21 protein-coding genes are annotated in these 24787 nt (G+C 72.2%); 13 read left to right on the forward strand and 8 right to left on the reverse strand.

The window, feature by feature from the left end:
• The first annotated feature begins 18 nt into the window (after positions 1-18).
• The 3 genes from FA582_RS12295 to FA582_RS12305 are packed head-to-tail and all read left to right on the forward strand — an operon-like array spanning position 19 to position 3604.
• On the forward strand, positions 19-726 hold the full coding sequence (locus tag FA582_RS12295; protein WP_010146318.1) for a response regulator transcription factor: 708 nt from the start codon (positions 19-21) through the stop codon (positions 724-726).
• Between the two features lie 16 nt (positions 727-742).
• On the forward strand, positions 743-2233 hold the full coding sequence (locus FA582_RS12300; protein ID WP_010146317.1) for a sensor histidine kinase: 1491 nt from the start codon (positions 743-745) through the stop codon (positions 2231-2233).
• A 45-nt stretch (positions 2234-2278) separates the two neighbouring features.
• A complete protein-coding gene (locus FA582_RS12305) occupies positions 2279-3604 on the forward strand; it encodes a S1C family serine protease (RefSeq protein ID WP_010146316.1) in 1326 nt (441 codons plus the stop codon).
• Between the two features lie 180 nt (positions 3605-3784).
• On the opposite strand, the gene FA582_RS12310 is transcribed toward FA582_RS12305, so the two are convergent.
• On the reverse strand, positions 3785-5488 hold the full coding sequence (locus FA582_RS12310) for an ABC-F family ATP-binding cassette domain-containing protein (protein WP_010146315.1): 1704 nt from the start codon (positions 5486-5488) through the stop codon (positions 3785-3787).
• A gap of 152 nt (positions 5489-5640) precedes the next feature.
• Between FA582_RS12310 and FA582_RS12315 the strand changes: the two genes are divergently transcribed.
• From FA582_RS12315 to FA582_RS12325, 3 genes are all read left to right on the forward strand, one after another.
• Positions 5641-6858 (forward strand): NAD-dependent epimerase/dehydratase family protein, encoded by a 1218-nt coding sequence (locus FA582_RS12315; protein WP_010146314.1) that lies wholly within the window; start codon positions 5641-5643, stop codon positions 6856-6858.
• A 21-nt stretch (positions 6859-6879) separates the two neighbouring features.
• On the forward strand, positions 6880-8076 hold the full coding sequence (locus FA582_RS12320) for a glycosyltransferase family 4 protein (protein ID WP_147899832.1): 1197 nt from the start codon (positions 6880-6882) through the stop codon (positions 8074-8076).
• A gap of 188 nt (positions 8077-8264) precedes the next feature.
• Complete coding sequence (locus FA582_RS12325) at positions 8265-9533, forward strand: NRAMP family divalent metal transporter (RefSeq protein WP_010147153.1); 1269 nt, start codon at positions 8265-8267, stop codon at positions 9531-9533.
• Positions 9534-9695: 162 nt separating this feature from the next.
• On the opposite strand, the gene FA582_RS12330 is transcribed toward FA582_RS12325, so the two are convergent.
• The gene (locus tag FA582_RS12330) at positions 9696-10001 is read right to left on the reverse strand and encodes a thiamine-binding protein (protein WP_010147152.1); all 306 of its coding nucleotides are present in this window, start codon (positions 9999-10001) and stop codon (positions 9696-9698) included.
• A 191-nt stretch (positions 10002-10192) separates the two neighbouring features.
• Here FA582_RS12330 and FA582_RS12335 point away from each other — a divergent pair, with 191 nt between their 5' ends.
• On the forward strand, positions 10193-12286 hold the full coding sequence (locus tag FA582_RS12335) for a HelD family protein (RefSeq protein ID WP_010147151.1): 2094 nt from the start codon (positions 10193-10195) through the stop codon (positions 12284-12286).
• Between the two features lie 175 nt (positions 12287-12461).
• Here the strand turns inward: FA582_RS12335 and FA582_RS12340 are convergent, their stop codons facing one another.
• Both FA582_RS12340 and FA582_RS12345 read right to left on the reverse strand, forming a co-directional pair.
• Positions 12462-13424, reverse strand: a complete 963-nt coding sequence (locus FA582_RS12340) for a glycosyltransferase family 2 protein (RefSeq protein ID WP_010147150.1) — start codon at positions 13422-13424, stop codon at positions 12462-12464.
• A complete protein-coding gene (locus tag FA582_RS12345) occupies positions 13421-14983 on the reverse strand; it encodes a glycosyltransferase family protein (RefSeq protein WP_141567561.1) in 1563 nt (520 codons plus the stop codon). Before FA582_RS12345 ends, FA582_RS12340 begins: the two co-directional genes overlap by 4 nt.
• Before the next feature lie 138 nt (positions 14984-15121).
• On the opposite strand from FA582_RS12345, the gene FA582_RS17570 reads away from it, so the two are divergent.
• Complete coding sequence (locus FA582_RS17570; RefSeq protein ID WP_338093007.1) at positions 15122-15760, forward strand: hypothetical protein; 639 nt, start codon at positions 15122-15124, stop codon at positions 15758-15760.
• A 36-nt stretch (positions 15761-15796) separates the two neighbouring features.
• Here FA582_RS17570 and FA582_RS12355 read toward each other — a convergent pair whose 3' ends face one another.
• A complete protein-coding gene (locus FA582_RS12355; protein WP_010147147.1) occupies positions 15797-16777 on the reverse strand; it encodes a phosphotransferase family protein in 981 nt (326 codons plus the stop codon).
• Between the two features lie 134 nt (positions 16778-16911).
• On the opposite strand from FA582_RS12355, the gene FA582_RS17200 reads away from it, so the two are divergent.
• Positions 16912-17595, forward strand: a complete 684-nt coding sequence (locus tag FA582_RS17200; RefSeq protein WP_010147146.1) for an HD domain-containing protein — start codon at positions 16912-16914, stop codon at positions 17593-17595.
• The gene (locus FA582_RS12360; RefSeq protein ID WP_010147145.1) at positions 17585-18295 is read left to right on the forward strand and encodes a DNA alkylation repair protein; all 711 of its coding nucleotides are present in this window, start codon (positions 17585-17587) and stop codon (positions 18293-18295) included. The genes FA582_RS17200 and FA582_RS12360 overlap by 11 nt, the downstream gene beginning before the upstream one ends.
• A gap of 36 nt (positions 18296-18331) precedes the next feature.
• On the opposite strand, the gene FA582_RS17575 is transcribed toward FA582_RS12360, so the two are convergent.
• The gene (locus tag FA582_RS17575; RefSeq protein ID WP_010147144.1) at positions 18332-19114 is read right to left on the reverse strand and encodes a DUF4031 domain-containing protein; all 783 of its coding nucleotides are present in this window, start codon (positions 19112-19114) and stop codon (positions 18332-18334) included.
• Positions 19115-19218: 104 nt separating this feature from the next.
• Here FA582_RS17575 and FA582_RS12370 point away from each other — a divergent pair, with 104 nt between their 5' ends.
• Positions 19219-19515, forward strand: coding sequence for a WXG100 family type VII secretion target (locus tag FA582_RS12370; protein WP_010147143.1), 297 nt, complete (start codon positions 19219-19221; stop codon positions 19513-19515).
• Between the two features lie 278 nt (positions 19516-19793).
• Here FA582_RS12370 and groL read toward each other — a convergent pair whose 3' ends face one another.
• Both groL and FA582_RS12380 read right to left on the reverse strand, forming a co-directional pair.
• Positions 19794-21419 carry a chaperonin GroEL gene (gene groL, locus FA582_RS12375; protein WP_010147142.1) on the reverse strand — a complete coding sequence of 542 codons (1626 nt, stop codon included), beginning with the start codon at positions 21417-21419 and terminating at the stop codon, positions 19794-19796.
• Positions 21420-21625: 206 nt separating this feature from the next.
• Entirely contained in the window at positions 21626-22462 is an 837-nt protein-coding gene (locus tag FA582_RS12380; RefSeq protein ID WP_010147141.1) for an MBL fold metallo-hydrolase, read from the reverse strand.
• A gap of 178 nt (positions 22463-22640) precedes the next feature.
• Here FA582_RS12380 and FA582_RS12385 point away from each other — a divergent pair, with 178 nt between their 5' ends.
• Positions 22641-23081: a universal stress protein gene (locus tag FA582_RS12385; protein WP_010147140.1), complete on the forward strand. Its 441-nt coding sequence runs from the start codon at positions 22641-22643 to the stop codon at positions 23079-23081.
• A complete protein-coding gene (locus FA582_RS12390; RefSeq protein WP_010147139.1) occupies positions 23078-24757 on the forward strand; it encodes a sodium:solute symporter family transporter in 1680 nt (559 codons plus the stop codon). Before FA582_RS12385 ends, FA582_RS12390 begins: the two co-directional genes overlap by 4 nt.
• The last annotated feature ends 30 nt before the right edge of the window (positions 24758-24787 follow it).

Below are 24787 nucleotides of genomic sequence, written 5' to 3' on the forward strand. Positions count from 1 at the left end.
CGCCCTCAGGATGGGTGTATGACCGCGAGCCAGACCGAGCCGGAGGCCACGCTCCTCGTCGTTGAGGACGAGACCAACATCCGCGAACTGCTGACCACGAGCCTGCGTTTCGCGGGCTTCGCCGTCCACGCCGCCGCGGACGGCCGCGCGGCCCTGCAGCTCTCCGGCGAGCACGACTTCGACCTCGCCGTGCTCGACATCATGCTCCCGGACATGGACGGCTTCACCGTCACCCGCACCCTTCGCGAGCGTGGCCTGGACCTGCCGATCGTCTTCCTCACCGCCAAGGACTCCCTCGACGACAAGATCAAGGGGCTCACCGTCGGCGGTGACGACTACGTCACCAAGCCGTTCAGCCTCGAGGAGGTCGTGGCCCGCATCCGCGCCGTGCTGCGCCGGACCCGGGTGGCCGACGAGGACGACGACCACGCCCTGCGGGTGGCCGACCTGGAGCTCGACGAGGACAGCCACGAGGTGCGCCGGGCCGGCAAGGTCATCGAGGTCTCCCCCACCGAGTTCAAGCTGCTGCGCTACCTCATGCTCAACCCCGGCCGGGTGCTGTCCAAGAGCCAGATCCTCGACCACGTGTGGGACTACGACTTCCGCGGCGAGATGAACATCGTCGAGTCCTACATCTCCTACCTGCGCCGCAAGATCGACGTCGTCGGCGAGCCGCTGATCCACACCAAGCGCGGCGTCGGCTACGTCCTGCGCGAGCCGCGCTGAGCGGCATACCCGCTCCGTGCTGCACCACCTGCGCCGCGCCGCCTACACCAAGCTCCACGGGCTGTCCCTGACCCGACGCCTGGTGACGGTGCTCGTGCTCCTCGTGCTCGCCGCCTACCTCCTCACCACCTCGGTGACGATCACCATGCTCCGCGGCTACCTCGTCGACCGGGTCGACACCGACCTGGAGACCTACATCTCCCCGCTGGCCGAGCGCGTCTCGGCCCAGCTCCTCGAGGAGGCGACCGGGCAGCAGGACACCAGCGCCGAGCTGTGGCTGCCGCCGAACTCCTACTACATCCTCGTCACGCCACTGGACGACGAGGCGCGGCCCGTCTCGCTCACCTCCCGCGGCATGAACGACACCCCGGACCTCACCCGGGTCGCGCTCGACGACGAGCGGCTCGGCGAGACCTTCACCGTCGGCAGCGCGGAGGGCGGCGGCACCTGGCGCGTGCTCGCGCTTCCGCTCAAGGGTGACGGCGGCCTGCTCTCCGGGACGATCGCCGTTGCGCTGCCGCTCGACGAGGTCGACAGCACCACCCGGCAGCTGGCCTTCCTCACCGTCGTCATCGGCCTGACGACGATGATCGTCGTGGGGGTGCTCGGGTGGTTCGCGGTGCGCCGCGCCTTCCGCCCGCTGACCCGGATGGAGGACACCGCCGCCGCGATCGCCCAGGGCGACCTCACCCGCCGCATCCCCCCGCCCGGCGCCCGGGACGAGGTGGGCTCGCTCTCGGAGTCGCTCAACGGGATGCTCGCCCGCATCGAGCACTCCTTCGCCGTCCGCGAGGCCTCCGAGCAGCGGATGCGCGACTTCGTGGCCGACGCCTCGCACGAGCTGCGCACCCCGCTCGCGACGGTCAAGGGGTATGCCGAGCTGCACCGTTTCGGGGCGATGACCCAGCCCGAGGACGTCGCCGGGGCGATGCGCCGGATCGAGGACGAGGCGACGCGGATGACGCGCCTGGTGGAGGACCTCCTGACGCTGACCCGCTGGGACTCCCAGCCTCAGATGGCCCCCACCAAGGTGGACCTGACCGTGCTGGCCTCCGACGTCGTCCAGGACGCGCGGGTCCGTGCCCCGGACCGGTCGGTGCGGCTCGTGCCGCTCGCCGATGCCCTCCCCGGGACCGCGCCGGTCGTCGTCGGGGAGGACGGTGCGCTGCGCCAGGTGCTCACCAACCTCGTGGCCAACGCCCTGGCCCACACCCCCGCCGGGACGGCCGTCGAGGTGGCCGTCGGCCGCGTGGACGGGACCGTCGTCGTCGAGGTCCGCGACCACGGCACCGGGCTCGACCCGGACACCGCCGGGCGCGTCTTCGAGCGGTTCTACCGCGCCGACAAGTCGCGCAGCCGGGCCTCCGGAGGCACCGGCCTCGGGCTCGCGATCGTGGCCGCGATCGTGGGCCGGCACCGCGGCTCGGTGCGCCACTCCCCCACCCCCGGCGGTGGGGCGACCTTCCGGGTCGAGCTGCCGGCCGACCCGCGTCCAGCGGATTCATAGGAGACACCCAGGCTGTGCCGACCTGAGGGTGATTGCATCGGCACCATGACCACCCCACAGCACGACCCGCAGGACCTCGCCTCCGGCCGGCAGCACCCCACGCCCGGGTACCCCGCCGGCACGACCGGTCCCCAGCGCGACGGCGACCCCACCGGACCGGTCCCCACCGATGCGACCGCGCCCGTGCCCGCGCAGACCTCCACCGTGGCTGCACCGTCCACGCCCCGCCCCCGCGAGCGCCGACGCTACGGCGACATCGCCGTGGCCAGCGTGCTCGCGGCGCTGCTCGCCTCCGGCGGCACCTTCGCCGCGGTGGAGCTCGCCGGTGACGACACCAGCACGCAGAGCTCCAGCGCCGAGCAGGGTGCGGGCGAGCAGGCCAGCGGCGACGCCCGCGGCACCACCGTGTCCCTCACCGGCGAGCAGGACTGGGCCTCCATCGCCGAGGCCGTCACGCCGAGCACCGTCTCCATCTCGGTGGCCGGGATGGGCGGGGAGGGCTCCGGCTCCGGCGTCGTCTGGGACGACCAGGGGCACATCGTCACCAACGCGCACGTCGTGGAGGGGGCCCAGCAGGTGCAGGTCATGGTGCCCGGCGGACGGTCCTACCCCGCCGACGTCGTGGGCTCCGACCCCTCCAGCGACCTGGCCGTCCTGCAGCTGGAGACGGTGCCCGACGACCTCACCCCGATCGCGGTCGGGGACGACTCGGCGCTGGGCGTCGGCGACCCGGTGATGGCGGTCGGCAACCCCCTGGGCCTGTCCGGCACGGTGACCACCGGCATCGTCAGCGCCCTGGACCGACCGGTCACCACTCAGGGATCCAACGGCAACCCGGCCGACCCCAACGCCGCGGTCTACACCAACGCCATCCAGACCTCGGCCGCCATCAATCCCGGCAACTCCGGCGGTGCGCTCGTCAACGCCGCGGGCGAGCTCGTCGGCATCAACTCCTCCATCGCCTCGCTCTCCTCCGGCGCCACCGGGCAGAGCGGCTCGATCGGCATCGGCTTCGCCATCCCCTCGGGCAAGGTGCAGCTCATCGCCGACCAGCTCATCGAGACCGGCACCGCGACCCACGCCTTCCTCGGGGTGGGCCTCGATGACGCGCAGGCCGAGGTGGACGGTGCCGTGCTCACCGGGGCCGCGGTCACCCAGGTCGAGACCGGCTCGCCCGCCGACGGGGCCGGCCTGCAGTCCGGCGACCTCATCGTCGGCATCGACGACGAGCAGATCACCAGCGCCACCGCCCTCATCGGCCAGGTCCGCGAGCGCGGCGCCGGTGACGAGGCCCGCGTCGCCTACATCCGTGACGGCGAGCGCGCCGAGGTCACGGTCACCCTCACCACCCGGCCGGACGAGGAGGGCTGAGGGTCAGCGGGCCGGCGCGGGCCGGCGCGGGTCGGTGCGCGTCGGGCCCAGCTCGGGGGCCTTCCAGCCGCCCACTGTCGGCCGGTTGGTCCACTGTCGTCCGCGATGTCATCTGTCGGCCTCCTCGAGGAGGCTGACAGATGACATCGCGGCTGATAGTTCACGGCGCGGCGTACGCCCTCACCGGGACCGGTCGACCCGGCCCTCGTCCCAGACCGGGGCGCTGCTCTCGCGGACCGTGCCGTCGGCGCCGAAGACGACGAAGCGGTCGAAGGAGGAGGCGAACCAGCGGTCGTGGGTGACCGCCAGGACCGTCCCCTCGAAGGCCTCCAGCCCGTCCTGCAGCGCCTCGGCCGAGTGCAGGTCGAGGTTGTCCGTGGGCTCGTCGAGCAGCAGCAGGGTCGCGCCGGACAGCTCCAGTAGGAGGATCTGGAAACGCGCCTGCTGCCCGCCCGACAGCGAGTCGAAGCGCTGCTCACCGGCCCGGGCCAGCTCGTAGCGGTCCAGCACCCGCGACGCCTCCTCCCGCGGCAGCCCGCGCCGGTGCTCATCGCCCCGGTGCAGGATCTCCAGCAGGGTCCGACCGACGAGGCTCGGGTGGTCGTGGGTCTGGGCGAACCACCCTGGCCGCACCCGTGCGCCGAGCCGGGCCACGCCAGTATGCGCCACCGGCGCCGGCACGACGTCGCCGACCGGGCGGTGCTCGGTCTCGGGGTCGCTGCCGCCCGCGGCCAGCAGCCGCAGGAAGTGCGACTTGCCCGAGCCGTTGGACCCCAGGACGGCGACGCGGTCGCCGTACCAGACCTCCAGGTCGACCGGCCTCATCAGCCCGGTCAGCTCCAGCCCCTCGCAGATCACCGCGCGCTTGGCCGTGCGCCCGCCCCGCAGCCGCATCGTCACCCGCTGCTCCTGCGCCACCACCTCCGGCGGCCCGGCCTCCTCGAACCGGCGCAACCGGGTCTGGGCGGCGTGGTACTGGCTGGCCATGTCGGCGTTGTAGGCCGCCTTGGCCTTGTAGCGCAGCATGAGGTCGCGCAGCTTGGCGTGCTCCTCGTCCCAGCGCCGCCGTGCTTCCTCCAGCCGGTCGTTGCGCTGCTGCCGCGCCTGGTGCCAGGTCGTGAAGCTGCCGGGGTGCACCCACAGCGTGCTGCCGGCCCCACCGGGCTCGAGCGTCGCGACCCGGGTCGCCACCTGCGCCAGCAGCTCGCGGTCGTGGCTGACGAGCAACACCGTCTTGGGGCTGGCCCGCAGCGCCTCCTCCAGCCAGCGCTTGGCCGGCACGTCGAGGTAGTTGTCCGGCTCGTCCAGCAGCAGCACCTCGTCCGGCCCGCGCAGCAGCGCCTCCAGCGCCAGCCGCTTCTGCTCCCCGCCGGACAGGGCCTGGGTGCTGCGCCACTGGGCGCGCTCGAACGGCATACCGAGCGCGGCGACCGTGCAGACGTCCCACGCCGTCTCCTGCTCGTAGCCGCCGACATCGGCCCAGTCCGCGAGCGCCTGCGCGTAGGCGAGCTGGGCGGGTTCGTCGTCGACCTCCATCATCGCCAGCTCGGTCGCCTCCAGCGCCTGCGCCGCGGCGCGGATCCGCGGCGGCGCGACCGAGACCAGCAGGTCCCGCACCGTCGGCGCGCTCTCCCCCGGAGCGACGTCGCGGCCCATCGTCCCGATGAACTGCGCCATCACTCCCAGGCCGCCACCACGCGAGATCGAGCCCTCGTGCGGGCGCAGCTGGTCGGCCACGATCCGCAGCAGCGTGGTCTTGCCGCTGCCGTTGGGCCCGACGAGAGCCACCCGCGCACCCTCGCCGACGCGCAGGCTGACGTCGTGCAGCAGCGGGCGGCCGTCGGGCAGGTGGAAGCCCACCCCGGCGATCTCGACGTGTCCCATGGGTCCATTGTCAGGGCTGGGGTATGCCGCCCCTACCGGTTTTCGCGGCCCGTGGGAGGCGACGAGATGCCACCGCGACAGCCCGGCATTGATACCTTGACGTCTGCGTGCGTCCAGCCCCGTCACGCCCCCCGACGTTCTAGGAGTCACCCGTGAAGATCGCTGTGCTCGGCGGTGACGGTTTCTGCGGCTGGCCCGCGGCGCTGCACCTGTCGGACCTCGGCCACGACGTGGTCATCGTCGACAATCTCATCCGGCGGCGGATCGACGAGGAGCTCGGGGCCTCCTCGCTCACCCCGATCGCGAGCCCGCAGGAGCGCCTCGACGCGTGGGCCGAGGTCGGCGGCCGACCGATGGAGTTCGTCGAGCTGGACCTCGCGCAGGACTACGACGGCCTGCTCGCCTTCCTGGTGTCCGCGCGGCCGGACGCCGTCGTGCACTTCGCCGAGCAGCGCTCCGCGCCCTACTCGATGAAGTCGCCGGGGCACAAGCGCTACACCGTCGACAACAACACCAACGCGACCCACAACGTGCTGTGCGCGCTCGTCGAGAGCGGGCTCGACGCGCACCTGGTCCACCTCGGCACCATGGGCGTCTACGGCTACGGCACGGCCGGTATGGCGATCCCCGAGGGCTACCTCGACGTCGAGATCGCCGGGGACGACGGCACGCGGGTGGAGCAGCAGATCCTCTACCCCACCAACCCGGGGTCGATCTACCACATGACGAAGTGCCTGGACCAGCAGCTCTTCGCCTACTACGCCAAGAACGACGCGCTGCGGATCACCGACCTGCACCAGGGCATCATCTGGGGCACCCACACGGAGCAGACGGTGCGCGACGAGCGGCTCATCAACCGCTTCGACTACGACGGCGACTACGGCACGGTGCTCAACCGCTTCCTCATGCAGGCGGCGGTCGGCTACCCGCTCACCGTGCACGGCACCGGCGGCCAGACCCGCGCCTTCATCCACATCCGCGACATGGTCCGCTGCGTGCAGATCGCCCTGGAGAACCCGCCCACCGCCGGTGACCGGGTCAAGATCTTCAACCAGATGACGCAGACCCACCGGGTGCGCGACCTCGCCGAGCTCGTCGCCCGGATCAGCGACGCCGAGGTCGAGCTGGTCCCCAACCCGCGCCACGAGGCGGCCGAGAACGAGCTGCACGTGCACAACGAGACCTTCCTCGACCTCGGGCTCGAGCCGACGCTGCTCGAGGAGGGCCTGCTCATGGAGGTCGAGGACGTCGCCCGGCGCTACGCCGACCGGGCCGACCTCGAGAAGATCCCCTGCACGTCCACCTGGACCCGCGCCCAGCAGGCCGGCGTGCCCGCCTCCCGCGGCTCTTCCGTCGAACGCACGGCCTGAGCCGGGCGACGGCATACCCGCATGCGCATCGCGCTCTTCACCGAGGTCTTCCTGCCCAAGGTCGACGGGGTCGTCACCCGCATCACCCGCACCCTGGACCAGCTGACCGACCTCGGCCACGAGGCGCTCGTCTTCGCGCCCGGTGAGCCGCCGACGCACTACGGCCCGCACCGTGTCGTCAAGGTGCGCTCGGTGTCCTTCCAACCGTGGTACCCCGAGATCATGGTCGGGCTGCCGACGGCCCGGATCGCCCGCGAGATGCAGGCCTACCACCCCGACATCGTGCACGCGGTCAACCCCGTGTGGCTGGCGGCCTACGGCGTGATCTCGGCCCGACGGCGCAACCTGCCGCTGCTCGCGAGCTTCCACACCGACGTCCCGTCCTACACGACGCGGCTCGGCAACGGTCTGTCCGTGCTGCGCGCGCCCTCGCAGGCGTGGATCACCGGGATGCACAACCTCGCCGAGGTCAACCTGTGCACCTCGATGCAGATGGTGCAGCGGGCCCGCGAGGTCGGCATCCGCGAGGTCGACCTGTGGCCCAAGGCCGTCGACACCGTCGGCTACCACCCCTCCAAGCGCAGCGCGCAGATGCGCGACCGGCTCAGCGGTGGGCACCCGGACGCCCCGCTCGTGCTCTACGTCGGGCGGCTGTCGCGGGAGAAGGACCTCGACCAGCTGCTGGAGCCGATCCGCGCGCTCGCTCCTGAGGGGGTGCGGCTCGCGTTCGTCGGGTCCGGGCCGGCGCGGGAGGAGCTGGAGACGATGTTCGCCGGCACGCCGACCGTCTTCACCGGCTACCTCGCCGGGGAGGACCTCGCTTCGGCCTACGCCAGCGCGGACGCCTTCGCCTTCCCCTCGACGACGGAGACGCTCGGGCTCGTCGCGCTGGAATCGATGGCCAGTGAGGTGCCGGTCGTGGGCGCCCGGGCCGGCGGCATACCGTTCGTCATCGAGGACGGCGTCACCGGCTTCCTCGTGGAGCCGGGCGACACGACGGGGTATGCGGACCGCCTGCGCCGGCTGCTCCTGGAGCCGGGGCTCAAGCAGCGCATGGGCGCCGCGGCCCGGGCGGACGCGCTGACGCACTCGTGGCGGGCCTCGACCGAGTCGCTCGTGGAGTCCTACGAGCTCGCGGTCGAGCGGCACGCCGGCCGCCGCCCGGTGCCCAAGCCGCTGCGTGCCCGGGCGCACCGCGACCTCCCGCCCCCAGGGTAGGAGCCCCGCCCGACCATCCCACCGAGCGCCGCACATGGTCGCCCCGGGACCCACCGAGCGCCGCAGATGGTCGCTCTCACCCCGACCGAGCGCCGCAGATGGTCGCCCCACGCCCCACCGAGCGCCGCAGATGGTCGCCACATGTCGCTGCAGCAGCACGCGCCCACCACGGTGCTACCGTGCGGCCCATGGTGATCGATGGGGAGACCACAACCGCGACCGAGCGCTCGACCTGGAGCAGCAAATGGGCAGCGATGGGGCCAGGGCTACTCGCGGCCTCGGCGGCCATCGGCGCCTCCCACCTCATCTCCTCCACCCAGGCGGGGGCCCTCTTCGGCTGGCAGCTGGTGTGGCTCATCGTACTCGCCAACGTGCTGAAGTACCCGTTCTTCCGGTTCGGCCCGCAGTATGCCGCCGAGACCGGCCGCAGCCTGGTCGAGGGCTACGCGCGGCGCGGCAAGGCATACCTCTGGGTGTTCTTCGTCCTGGCGGCGGTGTCGTCGGTCATCTCCACGGCGGGCGTCGCGCTGCTGTGCACCGTGATCTTCGCCTACCTGCTGCCGGCGTCCTGGGGGCTCGGGGTCCCGGTGCTCGCCGCCGCCCTGCTCGCGGTGACCTGGATGCTGCTCGTGGGCGGGCACTACACCGCGCTCGACGGCGTCACGAAGATCATCATGGCCGTGCTCGCGGTCTCCACGGTGGCCGCGGTGGTCATGGCCGCCAGCCAGGGGCCGGTCCGCCAGCCCGGGTTCGAGGACCCCTCGCCGTGGACGCTGGCGACGCTGCCCTTCCTCGTGGCCGTCATCGGCTGGATGCCCGCGCCGATCGAGATCAGCGCCCTCAACTCGCTGTGGGTCAAGGCCAAGGCCAACGGTCGGCGCCTCGCCGTGCGGGACGTCCTCTTCGACTTCAACCTCGGCTACACCGTCTCCACCGTGCTCGCGGTCTTCTTCGTCGGCCTCGGCGTCTTTGTCCAGTACGGCAGCGGACAGGAGCTGGAGATGGCCGGCGGCGCCTACATCCCGCAGCTCATGAGCATGTACGGCGCGGCGATCGGTCAGTGGGCCGTGCCGCTCATGGCGCTCATCGCCTTCGCCTGCATGTTCGGGACGGTCATCTCGGTCGTCGACGGGTATGCCCGCGCGTGCGCCGAGTCGCTGCGGCTCATCCGTGGCGGCGAGGAGATGAGCAGCCGTTCCAAGGACCTGTGGATCACCGGGATCTCGGTCATCGCCCTCGCGATCGTCGTCTGGATGAGCGCCTCCCTGGCCGACATGCTGCGCTTCGCGATGGTCAGCGCCTTCCTCACCGCGCCGGTCTTCGCGTGGCTGAACTTCTCGATCATCCGCAGCGAGCGGCAGCTGTCGAGCAGCATGCGGGTGCTGTCCTACGCCGGGCTGGTCTTCCTCATCGGCTTCACGCTGCTCTTCCTGGCCTCGCTGGTCGGCCTGCTCTGACCCACCGGGCGTCGCAGATGGTCGCCCAGCGACCCACCGAGCGTCGCAGATGGTTGCCCACCGGCCCACCGAGCGTCGCGGATGGTCGCCCACCGGCCCACCGGGCGCCGCAGATGGTTGTCCACCGGCCCACCGGGCGCCGCAGATGGTTCGCGCGCCAGGTCAGTCGTCGGAGAGGTATGCGTTGACCCGGTCCACCTTCTCGGTGAGTTGGCCGGCATACCCCGGTCGCAGGTCGGCCTTGAGCACGAGCGAGACGCGCGGTGAGTGGTGCGCGACGGCGTCGCACGCGGCCTTGACGACCGGTATGACCTCGTCCCATTCCCCCTCGATCGTGGTGAACATCGAGGTCAGCTCGTAGGGCAGGCCGGAGTCGCGGACGACCCGGATGGCGTCGGCGACGGCGGCGCTGACCGAGCCGGACTCGTCGGCGGACTGGGTGGGAGCGACGGAGAAGGCGAAGAGCATGCCACCACGCTAGCCCGCGATCGGTATGCCGGCTCGAGCGGCAACCATGCGCGACGCTCGGTCGGAGCCAGGGCGACCATCTGCGACGCTCGGTCGGAGCCAGCGCAACCATCTGCGGCGCCCGGTGGGGGTATGGTGCTTCTCCCCCCTCCTCCCCACCCGCCGCTCCTGCTCCAGCGAGGTCTGCCGCGATGCCCGCTCCCACCCCCTCCGACCCCCGCGCCGAGCTCGCCGCCGAGCAGGCCCATCTCGTCCGCGCCCGCACCGAGCTGGCCCGCATGCGCGAGCACACCCTGTCGTTGCAGGCGGACGGCGGTGACGCGATCGCGGGCGAGGCGCTCGCGCAGACCCTGTGGTTGCGGGCCAAGGCGCTCCAGGACGACCCGGGGACGACGCTGTTCTTCGGCCGGGTCGATCGCGAGGCCGGGCCCGCCGATGCAGAGGAGGAACGTCTCTACATCGGGCGCCGCCACGTCTCGGACGGGCACGGCGACCCGGTCGTCATCGACTGGCGGGCGGGGGTGTCGACGCCGTTCTACCGCGCGAGCACCCAGGACCCGATGGGCCTGCGGCTGCGGCGTCGCTTCGGTGTGGAGGGTGGGCAGATCACGGCCTACGAGGACGAGCTGCTGGGCACGGGGGCGGACGACGGGTCTGCGCGCGATGCCGATACCGGAGGTCGGGGCGGCACCGGCGCGGGCAGTGGCAGCAGCATCCTCGCGCGCGAGATCGAACGACCCCGGATCGGGCCGATGCGCGACATCGTCGCCACGATCCAGCCCGAGCAGGACGAGATCGTGCGCGCCGACGTCAGCACGACGCTGTGCGTGCAGGGCGCCCCCGGCACCGGCAAGACCGCCGTCGGGCTGCACCGCGCGGCCTGGTTGCTCTATGCGTTCCGCGACCGGTTGGCCCGCTCCGGCGTCCTCGTCGTCGGTCCCAACCGGGCGTTCCTCGAGCACGTCGGGGCGGTCCTCCCCTCGCTCGGCGAGATCAGCGTGCGGCACACCACGGCCGACGACCTGGTCGTCGGCGGCACCTCGGCGAGCGTCCGCACCACCGAGAGCACCGAGGTCGCCCGGCTCAAGGGCGAGGCCCGGATGGCCGGCGTCCTACGTGCGGCACTCTGGGGCGGGGTCGGGCCGGCCACCGAGGCCCTCGTCGTCCCGCGCGGCTCGCGCAAGTGGCGGGTCCCCGCGTATGAGGTGCAGGACATGATCGAGGAACTGCGCGGGCGGGGCGTGAGCTACTCCGCCGCCCGCGCCATGCTGCACCAACGGCTCGCGCACGCGGTCATGGTGGCGATGGAGCGCTCCGGCGACTCCCCCGACGACCGGGTGCAGGACAGCGTGGCCCGCTCGGCCCCCGTCAAGGCCTACGTCAAGCAGGTATGGCCTGAGGTCAAGCCGGGCGCGGTCCTGGCCCAGGTCCTCTCGACCGGCGAGCACCTGGCAGAGGACCAGCAGGCGATCGTGTGGGAGAAGCCGCCGCGCACGCCCGCCGGGGCGCGGTGGAGCGCCGCCGACCTGGTGCTGCTGGACGAGCTGGCGGACCTGCTCGACCGCACCCCCAGCCTCGGGCACGTCGTGCTCGACGAGGCCCAGGACCTCTCCCCTATGCAGCTGCGCGCCGTCGGACGCCGGGCCTCCACCGGCTCGCTCACGGTGCTGGGCGACCTCGCCCAGGGCACCACGCCGTGGTCGACGGCGTCGTGGGAGGAGTCGTTGCGTCACCTGGGCAAGGACCTCTCCTCGCCGACGACCCACCTGGAGGAGCTGGTCCGCGGCTTCCGGGTACCCTCGGCCGTCATCGACTTCGCGGCGCGGCTCCTCCCGGCGATCGCCCCCGACCTCGCCCCGCCGGAGTCGGTCCGGTCCAACCCCGGGCGACTGGACGTCATACCCGTCGCTGACGCGGTCGCGGGCGCCGTCGAGGCGACCACCAACGCGGCCACGCACGAGGGATCGGTCGGCGTGATCGTGCCGGACGCCTGGATGGAGGTGGTGGGCACGGCCCTGCGCGGGACGGGGGTCACCCACGAGGTGATGGACGGGGAGCACGCCGAGGAAGGGCTGGGCGTGCGGGTCTTCCTCGTGCCGGCGACCGTCGCCAAGGGCCTGGAGTTCGACCAGGTGGTGGTCCTGGAACCGGCCGCGATCGCCGACGCCGAGCCTGACGAGCGCACCGGCCTCCGCCGCCTCTACGTCGTCCTCACCCGCGCCGTCAGCGGCCTCACCGTCGTCCACGCCGAGCCGCTCCCGGCCCAGCTGGCCGGCTCCCCCTGACCCCTCACTTCCCCGACGGCCTCGGGACCAACGTGGGGATAGCCCGACCTTCATCGGGAAGTTTGCCGATGAAGCTCGGGCTATGCCGACCGCACTCCTAGGGGGAGGAGCGGCAGGAACGGGCGAGCAGGGGCTGGCGCGGAGGAACTCTGGGCGGGGCCGCCCCGGCGGAGGCTCAGTCCTGCGGGTCGTCCGCCGCCGAGTCGTGGGCGACGTAGTAGGTGGGCCGGCCGAGCTGCATCGTGTAGGTGCGCCCGACGTACTCCCCCAGGATGCCTAGGCACAGCAGCTGCACCCCGCCCACCGCGGTGACGACCATGAAGGTCGAGGTCCACCCGGGCACGTTGAGGCCGACGGCGAACCCGATGAGCGCGTAGACGAGCAGGCCGAGCGCGACGACGGCGCCGGCGAAGCCCAGCCAGGTCGCCAGCCGCAGCGGGGCCAGGCTGGCGCCGGTGATCGAGTCGACGGCGAGCCGGAGCATCTTGGCGAGGGGGTACTTCGAGGTGCCCGCGGCGCGCTCGTCACGGCGGTAGGTGAGCACCCCCGCGGGGAACCCGAGCGAGGGGACGACGAGGCGCAGCACCCGGTGGTGCTCGGGCAGCGCGGTCACCGCGTCGACGGTGGCGCGCGACATGAGCCGGAAGTCGCCCGCGTGCGTGGGCCCGTGGTCGGCACCCAGGCGCCGCATCGTGTCGTAGTAGCCGCTGGCGGTGACCCGCTTGAACCGCGTGTCGCTGCTGCGGTCACCGCGCGCGGCGTAGACGACGTCCAGCGACTCCTCGCGGGCCAGCCGCACCATGTCGGCGATGAGCTCGGGCGGGTCCTGCAGGTCGGCGTCGATGGTCACGACCAGCTCGCCGCGGGCCCGCTCCAGCCCGGCGGAGATCGCCGCCTGGTGGCCCGCGTTGGCGCGCAAGCGGACGACCCGCAGCTGCGGCCAGGTGCGGCGCTCGCGCTGCAGCACGACCGGGGTCGCGTCGATGCTGCCGTCGTCGACCACGAGCACCTCGTAGTCGACCCCCAGGCCGTCGACCACGGGGCGCAGCCGCTGCACGAAGAGTGGCAGCACCTCCTGCTCGTCGTAGACGGGCACGACGACGCTCAGCGCGGGCGCGCCCGGTGATGCTGCGGTCATCGTCCCTCGGAGGTCGCCGGTCGGTGGTCGGCCGATCCTAGCCCGGCGCGCACGAGCACGAGGAGCACCAGCGGGAGGAAGGCGAGCAGGTAGCGCGGTCGCGCCTCGAAGATCATGAGGTATGCCGTCAGCCCGCCGAGCGCGAGCACCCAGGTCGTCAGGAGCGGGCCGGGTCGGGCGCGCAGGAGCGCGCCGGCCGTGGCCAGGACCACCGCGAGCCAGACCCCCTGCACGACGGCGGCCCGCCACGGGTAGAGCGAGCCCGCGCCCCGGCTGGCCTCGGTGAGGGCCGAGACCGGCTCCGGCAGGCTGCTCGGCGCGACCCCGTCGGCTCCCTCACCGTGTGCCCAGAAGGTCCCGTCACCCCACACCCAGACCGCCTTGGCGCCGAAGAATCGGACGTTGCCGACCAACCCCCGCTCGGCGACCTGGGTGCGGGCCTGCTCCCGCAGCTCCTCCGCCCGGGTGGCCGGGTCCATCGCCGCCGTGGCGTCGACCTGGTCCTGCCGGTAAGCCCCCCACCGGCGCACCACGGACTCCTCCTCGGAGTCCCACGTGCCCATGGCCAGGAAGTGCTCCGGCGGGAACGGCTGCTCCACCTGGGCCAGCCGTTCCTGGCTCAACCCGGTGACCGCACCAGCACCCACCGACACCGCGACGACCGTGCCGGCCACGACCACCCCCAGCGCCCCGACCCGCAGGACCGGAACGAGCCGTCGCGAGCCCAGGGCCACGAGGACAGCAGCGATGACGAGCACGACGGCATACGGCTTGAGCGCCACCGCTTGGCCCAGACCGAGAGCGCCGAGCACCGCCCACCCCCAGTGCCACGACCTGCTGCACCGCGCCATCGCCGCCGCGGCCACCGCCACACCCGCCGCCGCGGGCACGTCGGTGTAGGGGACGGCGACATTGGGCGAGAGCCCGAGGAGCACCGTCGCGAGCACCTGCACCACCGGGACACCGGCGGGCCGCCCGAGCTCGACGCACGCACGACCCACGCCCCAGAGCACCACCGCGACGCACAGCACGTGCGGCAGCAGCACCGCCCCCAGCGCGGGTAGGCCCACCGCTCCGCCGACCTCGACCGCCCCCTGCTCCAGGGCCAGCAGGCGCACGTTGTGGGGATAGCGCGCGAAGTAGGCGAGCGCCTCCTCCGGCAGCACCCCACCCGCCCCGAGCCTGCTCGCGCTGGCGAAGATGCGCCGGGCGTCCCAACCGAAAGGGATGAGCGCGAGGCCGGCGTGCACCGCGCTGGCCAGCGTCCCGAGGGCCACGCCCAGCCACACCGTCCGCCTCGACACCTCACCCCTGCCCGAGGACCCGGCCCTCCCGGAACCCCGCGCCCCGCCACCAGACCTCCGCAGCCACCACACCAGCAGCGCCAGCGCCACGGCGGTCGCGACCCACACCACCGGTCGGCGGAAGGCGATCCAGCTGTTGAGCGGAGCCACGAGAGCCACCCCGGCCGCGGCCAGCAGCCCGAGCGCGAGCGCGACCTGGAGCACCCGCCCCACCACGCGGCCCACGCCCGACGACGACCCCACCCCTGATGCCATGCCGCTACCCTAGGCATCCCGACCGACAACCCTGCCGCCACCACGCCGCCAGGAGGCGCGTGACCGGACCCGCCTCGCACCACCCCGGCGGACGACATACCGTAGGCAGCAACAGGTCACGTCACACGAGGAGACAGCATGCACCCCACCCACGTCCCGCTCCGGATCGCCACTGGCGCCTACATCCTCAACTCGGGCATCGGCAAGCTCAAGGCCACCGAGGAGGAGGCCGAGCAGGCCCACGGATGGGCCTCGAGCGTCTACCCCTTCCTCAAGGACATGAAGTCCGGCGACTTCCACAAGGCCCTGGCCTACGGCGAGATCGGCCTCGGCGCGGCGCTGCTGCTGCCGACCGTGCCCTCCGCCGTCGCCGGCGCCGGTCTGGCCGCCTTCGGCGCCGGCCTCACCGGGCTCTACCTCAACACCCCGGGCATGACCAAGGACGACGGCATCCGCCCGACCGCGGACGGCATCGGCCTGGCCAAGGACGTCTGGCTGGTCGGCGCAGGCCTCACCCTCGCGACCCAGTCCTTCCTCTCCGGCACCCGGCACGCCGCGCACTCCGTCGCTGACGGCGTGAGCAACGCCGCCGGTGCGGTCGCCGGCGGCGTGACCGGCGCGGCCGTGCGGCTGCCGCCGGGGTCACCGGCGCGGCGAGCTCGGTCGGCCACGGCATCGCGGGCGCGGTCCCCGGTGGTGGCAAGAAGGGCAAGGGCACCATCCGTGGCCTGCGCAAGGGCGCTCACGGTGCCCGTGAGGACCTCGCCGAGGCCCTGACGGACCTCGCGGAGTCGATGCTCGGCAAGCGCTGACTCAGCCGAGCCACCTCTCGAGGCCGTCGCGCAGCTGTGTGGCGGCCTCGAGGTATGTCGAGCGCCGTTCCCGGTCGGTGGCGAGCGCCGCCATGCGGTGCAGATGCGGCCGGATGAAGAAGGTCTCGTGGAGCAGCCGGACCTCGCGCCGCACCAGCAACGGCCCCAGGTCGACCGGTGACCCGAGGCGTTCCCGCTCGGCGCCGTAGGCACGTGCCTGGGCCTGGATCTGCCGCGCGCTCATCGGTGCGTACCACGGTGCGGTGTGGACCGGCCCGCCGGAGAAGGCCAGGTCCCGCGCGGGGTCACCGACGTGGCCCCATTCCCAGTCGATGAGCCGCGGGACTCTTCGGTCCACGACGACATTGCTCAGGCACGCGTCCCCGTGGACGAGGGTCGGCTCGACAGAGGCGAAAGCCGGCCGAGCGTGCGCCATCCGGCGCAGGACCGCCGGCCAGAGCGGCTCCAGCACCGCCGCCGAGCCCGGCTCGTGCTCGCGCCACCAGTCGCGGGCGGCGTGCGCGTCAGCTACCGGGTCCGCAGACGTCGAGGCTGGGAGACCGGCGGTGCGGCCCTGGACGTGCAGGCGGGCCAGGGCACGGGCGAGCGCCGCGAAGAGGTCGTCGGTCCAGGCCTCCGGGGCCAGCACCTTGCCCGGGACCGCGCTGCTGACGAGGTATGCCGTGGGGTCCCCCTCGGTCGGCAGCTGCACCGCCACCGGGCGCCCGGCCAGCCCCTCGGGGACCCGCGCGAGCAGGTCCAGCTCGGCGTCGAGACCCATCGGCAGCTCGTGCACCGGCCGGTGCGGCACCCGCACAGCGAGACCGGGCGCGACCAACCACACTGTGCAGGACTCCCCCTGCCCCAGGAGCCGCACCTTCGGTCGGCCCTGTGGCACGGCATACCCCACCACGGTCCACCACTCGGGGTGGTCGGAGACGAGGTCGGCGACGCCCTCGGCGTCCAGCTGGGTCGGCAGCACCGGCCGATCGTCGCACGACGGACGTCCCATCCCGCAGGCACGCCCGCGCCCGCTCCTCCAGCACGTCACCCCGGCACCCCCGCTACCCTCGGGCTGCCCCTCGGCGCGTCCCTCGCGCGTGCCACAGTGGGCGTGTGACCCATCCCTCCGAGGCCCTGCTCGACCGCTGGCTGGCCGACGCCGCCCTGCTCGCGCCGACCGCGGGCCGCGACCTGTGGCTGGCGGAGGGTTCGCTGCTGCTGCGCGGGTGGTCCGAGCCGCAGCGCCGCTACCACACGACCGAGCACCTCGCCGAGGTCCTCGAGGCGCTCGACGAGCTCCAGGCAGCGGGGTCGCTGGACGCCGACGAGGCCCTCCTGGCGCGCACGATCGGGTGGTACCACGACCTCGCCTACGACCCCCTTGCCGCCTCCGGCAGCAACGAGCACCGCAGCGCCACGCTGGCCCGCGACCACCTCCACCGGCTCGGGGTCGAGGACCACGTGGTCGAGGCGGTGGAAGCCGGCGTGCTCATGACGCTGGACCACGAGACCACCTCCACCGCCGAGGACCGGCACCGCGCGTCCCTCGACGCCGTGCACGACGCCGACCTGTGGATCCTCTCCGCACCGGAGCAGCGGTACGCCCGATACCGCGAGCAGGTGCGCGAGGAGTATGCCCACGTGCCGGACGAGGCGTTCCGCGCCGGTCGGCTGGCGGTCATGGCGCCCTTCGCCGAGCGCGAGCGTCTCTACCGGACCGAGCACGCGCATACCCGCTGGACCGCGACGGCCCGGGCCAACCTCTCCCGCGAGATCGAGCAGCTCCGTGCCGGCTGACCGCGCCCTCGTCGCGCGCCTGAGGGCCGCCCTGGCGCAGGCCGGCGACCCCGAGCGCGCCGCCGGGCAGCAGGTCTACATGAAGTCGACCCTGCCCTTCCACGGCCTGACCGCGCCGGAGCTGCGCCGCATGGTCGACCCGATCCTGCGCGAGGGCGCGCCGTCCGACCGGGAGACCTGGGAGGCCACCGTCCGTGAGCTGTGGGACGGCGCGACGCACCGCGAGCAGTGGTATGCCGCGCTCGCCCTGGCCCGGCACCGCTCGGCGCGGGCGTGGCAGGAGCCGGGGACGCTGCCCCTCTACCGCCATCTCGTCGTGACGGGCGCCTGGTGGGACGTCGTGGACGAGATCGCCTCCCGGCTGGTCGGCCCGATCCTCACCGCATACCCGGACGTGGTGACGCCACTCATGAGCGACTGGGCCGTCGACGACGACCTCTGGGTGCGGCGGGTGGCGATCCTCAGCCAGCTGCGGCGCCGCGGCGGCACCGACACCGACCTCCTCGAGGAGTGCGTGGTCGCCAACCTGGAGGGGTCGCGCTTCGGGCACGAGTTCTTCATCCGCAAGGCGCTGGGGTGGGCGCTGCGCGAGTATGCCCGGACCGACCCCGCGTGGGTGCTCGCCCTCGTGGACCGCCAGGAGGCGGCGCTGAGCGGCCTCACCCGGCGCGAGGCGACCAAGCACCTGCACCGCACCTGAGCCGACCTCGCCCGGAGCCTCAGGAGGGGTGGCCCGTCAGCCCCAGTGCTCCCACCACCAGTCCGCCAACGGCCACCACCCGGCGTGCGCGCTGCGGAGCCGGGCCTCCTCCCGGGTCACCCACTGCGCCTCCGGCACCTCGCGCAGGTCGGGGCGCAGGGGCAGCGCCTCCGGGAGGAGGACGGCATACACCTGCAGGTAGTTGTCCCCCTCCTCCAGGGTGCCGGCCGCGTGCCCGCGCGGCACGGTGATGCGCTCGTAGCCGACCGGCTCCAGCGCCTCAGGGTCGATCTGGAGGCCGACCTCCTCGGCGACCTCGCGGACGGCGGTCTCCCGGGCCGTGATGTCGCCGGGCTCCCCCTTGCCCCCGGGGGCGTCCCATCCGGCACGGGAGGCGTTGCGCACCAGCACCATCCGCGGCTCCGCCTCCGCAGTGCGGATGAGGACGACCGCCGCGCCGGCCTTGGCACGCTCGTGCGGCGAGGCCACGACGTCCAGCACGTGCGGCACGGACACCGCCGCGGACAGCCCGTCGACCACCCGGGCCAGCGGCCGCTCGCCCTTGCGCTTGCGGAAGCGCAGGCCGCTGTCCCGCAGCCGCCGGGCCAGCTCGGTGCCGCTCACCTCGGTCGCGCCGGCGGCGACGACCTCGGCATACCGCTCCTGGGGTATGTCGTAGTGGTCGCCCTCGAAGGAGCGGCGAGGGATCCCCGCACCCGCCGCGAAGGCGTGCAGCTCGGCGAGAGACGTGTCGCTCGCGACGTGGGACCAGAGTCGTCCGTGCGCCTCCCAGCGTGGAGGGTCGACGAGCACGGTCATGCTCCGGACCCTACCTGTGGACAACTTCTGCGCGGACCTCGACCGGAGGGCTAGCGTCGTGCCCACGAGGTGGCCGACCGGCCGCCTGGAGAGGGAGGGAACCCATGAGCAACACCTTTGCCGTCGACACGGCGCGGATCGCCGCCGCCTCCGGTGACATCGAGCGCATCGCCGCGAGCATCGAGGGGGAGGTCCGCTCGATGATGGCCAAGCTCAACGCGCTCCAGGACTGCTGGCGAGGATCCGCGGCCGGCAGCTTCCACAGCGTCACCCAGGACTGGAGCGCCACCCAGGAGAAGGTCCGCACGTCGCTGCAGCAGATCTCGACCACGCTGCGGACCGCGGGCCAGGACTACGAGCTGGTCGAGCAGACCAACCGGACCCGCTTCACCCCCCAGTGAGGTGAGCCCTCGTCCGCGCGCAGGGGGCGCGGACGAGGCGCCGGATGTCCCGGGTCGAGCGCGCACACCCTGCGGGTGTGGCGGCGGCGCGCCGCGAGCGGCGATGCCGACGGACCGTGCCCCTGTGACGCACGGTCTGCAGAAGGGGTCCCCAGCCCCTGCCATCACCCAGCTCCCCGGGCACACGCCGACGGGCGGCCCCTCCGTGTGGAGGGACCGCCCGTCGGTCGTGGGTCGCCCGCGAGGAACGCAGGCGCGTCAGGACTGATCGATGAGGATCAGAAGTCCATCCCGCCCATGCCACCGTCGGCGCCGGCCGGCATGGCCGGAGCCTTCTCCGGCTTGTCGGCGATGACGGCCTCGGTGGTGAGGAAGAGCGCGGCGATCGAGGCGGCGTTCTGCAGGGCAGAGCGCGTGACCTTCACCGGGTCGGCCACGCCGAAGCCCAGCATGTCGCCATACTCACCGGTCGCGGCGTTGAGGCCCTCGCCCGGGGTGAGGTTGCGCACCTTCTCCGCGACGACACCACCCTCGAGACCGGCGTTGATCGCGATCTGCTTGAGCGGCGCCTCGATGGCCACCTTGACGATGTTGGCGCCCGTGGCCTCGTCACCGCTCAGCGAGAGACCGTCGAAGGCCGTGGAGGCCTGGATGAGGGCGACGCCACCACCGGCGACGATGCCCTCCTCGACGGCAGCCTTCGCGTTGCGGACGGCGTCCTCGATGCGGTGCTTGCGCTCCTTGAGCTCGACCTCGGTCGCCGCGCCCGCCTTGATGACGGCGACGCCGCCGGCCAGCTTGGCCAGCCGCTCCTGCAGCTTCTCACGGTCGTAGTCGGAGTCGGAGTTGTCGATCTCGGTGCGGATCTGGGAGACCCGGCCGGCGATCTGGTCGGCGTCGCCGCCGCCCTCGACGATGGTGGTCTCGTCCTTGGTCACCACGACCTTGCGGGCGGTGCCCAGCAGGTCGAGCTCGGCGGTCTCCAGCTTGAGACCGACCTCCTCGGAGATGACCTGACCACCGGTGAGGATGGCGATGTCGGCCAGCATGGCCTTGCGACGGTCACCGAAGCCCGGGGCCTTGACGGCCACGGACTTGAAGTTGCCGCGGATCTTGTTGACGACCAGGGTCGCCAGACCCTCGCCCTCGACGTCCTCGGCGATGATCATCAGCGGCTTGCCGGACTGCATGACCTTCTCCAGCAGCGGCAGCAGGTCCTTGACCGAGGAGATCTTGGAGTTGACGACGAGCACGTAGGCGTCCTCCAGGACGGCCTCCATGCGCTCGGTGTCGGTGACGAAGTAAGGGCTGATGTAGCCCTTGTCGAAGCGCATACCCTCGGTGAGCTCGAGCTCCAGACCGAAGGTGTTGGACTCCTCGACGGTGATGACACCCTCGTTGCCGACCTTGTCCATGGCCTCGGCGATCATGCCGCCGATCTCGGTGTCAGCCGCGGAGATGCTCGCGGACTGCGCGATCTGCTCCTTGGTCTCCACCGGCTTCGCCATGTCGAGCAGGGTGTCGTTGACCGCCGTGACGGCGACCTCGATGCCTCGCTTGAGGGCCATCGGGTTGGCGCCGGCGGCCACGTTGCGCAGGCCTTCCTTCACCATGGCCTGGGCCAGGACGGTGGCCGTCGTCGTGCCGTCACCGGCGACGTCGTCGGTCTTCTTGGCGACCTCCTTGACCAGCTCGGCGCCGATCTTCTCGTAGGGGTCCTCGAGCTCGATCTCCTTGGCGATGCTCACACCATCGTTGGTGATGGTGGGGGCGCCCCACTTCTTCTCGAGCACGACGTTGCGGCCCTTGGGGCCGAGGGTCACCTTCACGGCGTCGGCGAGGGTGTTCATACCCTTTTCGAGCCCGCGGCGAGCCTCCTCGTCGAAAGCAATGGTCTTGGCCATCTGAAGTGCTTCCTCCACATGTGGATGGACGGATGACCGGGTGCCGCCCGCGACGGACGAGCCAAGAGACGCGGGGATCTGGTCTCCCCGGCCCCCGACCCTCGACAGGCCGGTCGGATTATCACTCTCGTGGTGAGAGTGCTAAGTCCATGATGGGCACTCCCGGCCCCGAGTGCAAATGACGGGGCCGGTATGCCGCCCGCCGGTCAGTGGCGCAGCTCGAGGGTGCGCACGGCCGCGAGCCGCAGCGTGTCGTCGGTGAGCCCGAGACCCCGCCCCGCGTTGGCCAGCGAGTCGACGCCGGCGATGCCGGTGCCGAGCACCTCGCTGAAGCGCTCGGCCATGGCGGCGAGCTGCTCGGCCTGGGTCTCGACGAAGGAGCGGTCGACGACCCGACCGTGACCGGGGACCCACGTGTCGGCGAGCCCGGAGGCGGGCTTGTCCAGCAGGGCGGTGAGCGTCGGCGCCCACTCCAGCGGGTAGGCGTCCTCCATCGCCGGGTCGGCCCCCTCCTCCACGAGGTCGCCGGCGAAGACGACCCCGGCGTCCGGGACGGCGACGGCGAGGTCGTGGTCGGTATGCCCCCGGCCGGCGAAGAGCAGCTCCACCTGCCGGTCGCCCAGGTCGAGCACGGTGTCGTCCTCGACGAGGTAGAACGGCAGGACGATCTCGGTGTCCTCGACCTCGACGGCCATCGCGTCGCGGTCGGTGGCCCTCAGGTGCTCGACGACCTGCCGTCGCTGGTGCTCCCCCGTCCGCCGGAGGTCGTCCGCGGCACCGGCGTGGGCGTAGATCTGGGAGTCCCGGAAGGCGACGTTGCCGAAGCAGTGGTCGTAGTGCGCGTGGGTGTTGACGACGACGAGCTCGGTGTCGGTGATCTCGCGCACCGACGCGAAGAGGTCCTGGCCCAGCGCGCGGTAGCTGCGGGTGTCGACGACGAGGGAGCGTTCCTGTCCCACCACGAGTCCGCAGTTGAGCTTGAGCTCCTCGTGCCGACGGACGTGGACCCCGGGAGCCACCTCTCGCCAGATCGCCTCACTCATGCCGCACAAGTCTAGAGGCTCCAGCGCCCCGCCCCCGCCGCCCGCGTCCGGGGCACTGCGGCGGGTCCGGTCACTGACCGGCCAGTTGCCGCAGCGTCACGTTCGAGATGCGAGGACGGCGCGGTCCAGGCAGGGTGGTGAGCGATCGCTTTGCCTGCTGTACCTGAAGGGTTCAACGATGTTCCCGACCCGCATCCTCTATGCCACCGACGGGTCACCGACCGCCGATCTGGCACGGTCACGGGTGGTCGACCTCGTCCGGCGAACCGATGCCGCGGTGCACGTCGTGCACGTGGCGCTGGTGTCTCCCTGGACCAACCCCCACCCGCTCGGTCCCGGGCAGCGAGAACGCCTCCAGCTCGAGGCCAGAGCGGTGCTCGAGGCCGGTGTCGCCGCCCTGGAGGCCGAGGGGGTGGACGTCACCGGCGCCCATCTGCGCTCCGGGCGGGCCACCGACGAGATCCTCCGACTGCGCGACGAGATCGACGCCGACCTCATCGTCATCGGGAGCCGGGGGCAGAACGCCTTCGTCCGGGTCCTGCTCGGCAACGACGCCGAGGGCGTCGTGCGGCACGCCCCGTGTGCCGTGCTCGTCGTCCGCAGCGAGGAGATCCGATGACCACCGACGTGCTGCTCCCCCTCTCCGGCGCCGCCGGCGGCGGGATGCCGGACTTCACCGTCCGCGCCCTCGACCTCTCGGTGATCATCGGCTACCTCGTCCTCAGCCGCATCATCCCGCTCGTCGCCGGCGCCCGTATGCAGAAGAAGGCACGGGCCCAGGCCGAGGCGAGCGGCAAGGAGAGCAACGCCTCGGAGGACTACTTCCTCGGCGGCCGCAACTTCATCTGGCCCTTCGTCGGCCTCTCCCTCGTCGCCACCAACATGTCCGGCGCGACCTTCGTCGGGCTGGCCGGCGGCGCATACGAGCAGGGCATCTCGATCTTCGCCTACGAGTGGATGTCGGCGATCATCCTCGTCGTCTTCATCTTCTTCATCCTGCCGTTCTACCTGCGCTCCCAGGTCTTCACGCTGCCGGAGTACCTCGAGCAGCGCTACGACCGGCGCTCCCGGATGGCCTTCGCTGGGTTCAACCTCTTCGCCAACATGTTCATCGACATGGCCGCCGCACTCTTCGCCGGCGCGGTGGTGGTCAAGGTGCTCTACCCCGACATCCCCATGATCGTCTCGGTGGCGGTGCTGGCGATCCTCGCGGCGATCTACACCGTCATCGGCGGGCTCGGCGCGGTGATGATCAGCGACTCGATCCAGGCCACCGTGACGCTCATCGGTGGCGTCATCGTCCTCATCGCGACGTTCAACGCCATCGAGTCCTGGGACTCCATGGCTCAGGCCGCCGGCGACGAGAAGATGAGCCTCATCCTGCCCGCCGACAACGCCGACCTGCCGTGGCCGGGCCTGCTCACCGGCGTCCTCGTCGTGGGGCTGTACTACTGGACGACCAACCAGCTCGTCGTGCAGCGCACGCTGGGCGCCAAGTCGCTCGACCACGGACGGTGGGGATCGCTGCTCGCCGGCTTCATCAAGCTGGCCTTCCTCTTCCTGTTCATCTTCCCCGGAGTCATGGCGATCTCGCTCTACCCCGACCTGGAGAACCCGGACACCGTCTTCCCGACGCTCGTGTTCGACCTGCTCCCGGTGGGCCTGCGCGGGCTCATCCTCGCGGCGGTGATCGCGGCCATCACCTCGACCGTGGACTCGATCCTCAACTCGGCCTCGACGATCGTCACCATGGACTTCGTCAAGACCCTGCGACCCGACACCTCGCAGCGGGCGCTGGTCTTCACCGGTCGGGTGGCGACCGTGGTGGCGCTGGTCGTGGCCATCGTCTGGGCACCCTTCATCGCCCAGTTCGACACGCTCTACAACTACCTGCAGTCGGTCCTGTCGTTCCTCGTCCCGCCCGTGGTGGTGGTCTTCCTCGGCGGCATCGCCTGGAAGCGGATCAGCGGCACCGCCGCCTTCCTCACCCTCGTCATCATGCAGCCGGTGGGACTGGCAGCCTTCATCCTCACCCAGGTGCTGCCCGAGGAGCCCTCGATCCAGTTCCTGTATGCCGCGGGCATCAGCACAGCCCTCTCGGCGCTGCTCCTCGTGGTCATCAGCCTGGTCGGGCCGGCCCCGGACGAGTCGAAGACGGCCGAGCTGACGTGGAAGTCGGAGTACTGGACCCAGGAGTCGCAGGCACTCCAGGGCACCGCGGTCTGGGCCAACTACCGGGTGATCTCGGTCGTGCTGCTCGCGCTCACGGCGGTCATCGTCGTCACCTGGGCCTGACCGGCCGCGCCGGACCGGCCGGGCGTGACC

The organism is Serinicoccus profundi (assembly GCF_008001015.1).
Lineage (GTDB): Bacteria > Actinomycetota > Actinomycetes > Actinomycetales > Dermatophilaceae > Ornithinicoccus > Ornithinicoccus profundi.

What these genes read in the sequence shown, in the direction of transcription:
- FA582_RS12295 (WP_010146318.1), top strand. Translation starts at nt 19, where the DNA reads ATGACCGCGAGCCAGACCGAGCCGGAGGCCACGCTCCTCGTCGTTGAG.
- FA582_RS12305 (WP_010146316.1), top strand. Translation starts at nt 2,279, where the DNA reads ATGACCACCCCACAGCACGACCCGCAGGACCTCGCCTCCGGCCGGCAG.
- FA582_RS12310 (WP_010146315.1), bottom strand. Translation starts at nt 5,488, where the DNA reads ATGGGACACGTCGAGATCGCCGGGGTGGGCTTCCACCTGCCCGACGGC.
- FA582_RS12320 (WP_147899832.1), top strand. Translation starts at nt 6,880, where the DNA reads ATGCGCATCGCGCTCTTCACCGAGGTCTTCCTGCCCAAGGTCGACGGG.
- FA582_RS12325 (WP_010147153.1), top strand. Translation starts at nt 8,265, where the DNA reads ATGGTGATCGATGGGGAGACCACAACCGCGACCGAGCGCTCGACCTGG.
- FA582_RS12330 (WP_010147152.1), bottom strand. Translation starts at nt 10,001, where the DNA reads ATGCTCTTCGCCTTCTCCGTCGCTCCCACCCAGTCCGCCGACGAGTCC.
- FA582_RS12335 (WP_010147151.1), top strand. Translation starts at nt 10,193, where the DNA reads ATGCCCGCTCCCACCCCCTCCGACCCCCGCGCCGAGCTCGCCGCCGAG.
- FA582_RS12340 (WP_010147150.1), bottom strand. Translation starts at nt 13,424, where the DNA reads ATGACCGCAGCATCACCGGGCGCGCCCGCGCTGAGCGTCGTCGTGCCC.
- FA582_RS12345 (WP_141567561.1), bottom strand. Translation starts at nt 14,983, where the DNA reads ATGGCATCAGGGGTGGGGTCGTCGTCGGGCGTGGGCCGCGTGGTGGGG.
- FA582_RS17570 (WP_338093007.1), top strand. Translation starts at nt 15,122, where the DNA reads ATGCACCCCACCCACGTCCCGCTCCGGATCGCCACTGGCGCCTACATC.
- FA582_RS17575 (WP_010147144.1), bottom strand. Translation starts at nt 19,114, where the DNA reads ATGACCGTGCTCGTCGACCCTCCACGCTGGGAGGCGCACGGACGACTC.
- FA582_RS12370 (WP_010147143.1), top strand. Translation starts at nt 19,219, where the DNA reads ATGAGCAACACCTTTGCCGTCGACACGGCGCGGATCGCCGCCGCCTCC.
- groL (WP_010147142.1), bottom strand. Translation starts at nt 21,419, where the DNA reads ATGGCCAAGACCATTGCTTTCGACGAGGAGGCTCGCCGCGGGCTCGAA.
- FA582_RS12380 (WP_010147141.1), bottom strand. Translation starts at nt 22,462, where the DNA reads ATGAGTGAGGCGATCTGGCGAGAGGTGGCTCCCGGGGTCCACGTCCGT.
- FA582_RS12385 (WP_010147140.1), top strand. Translation starts at nt 22,641, where the DNA reads ATGTTCCCGACCCGCATCCTCTATGCCACCGACGGGTCACCGACCGCC.
- FA582_RS12390 (WP_010147139.1), top strand. Translation starts at nt 23,078, where the DNA reads ATGACCACCGACGTGCTGCTCCCCCTCTCCGGCGCCGCCGGCGGCGGG.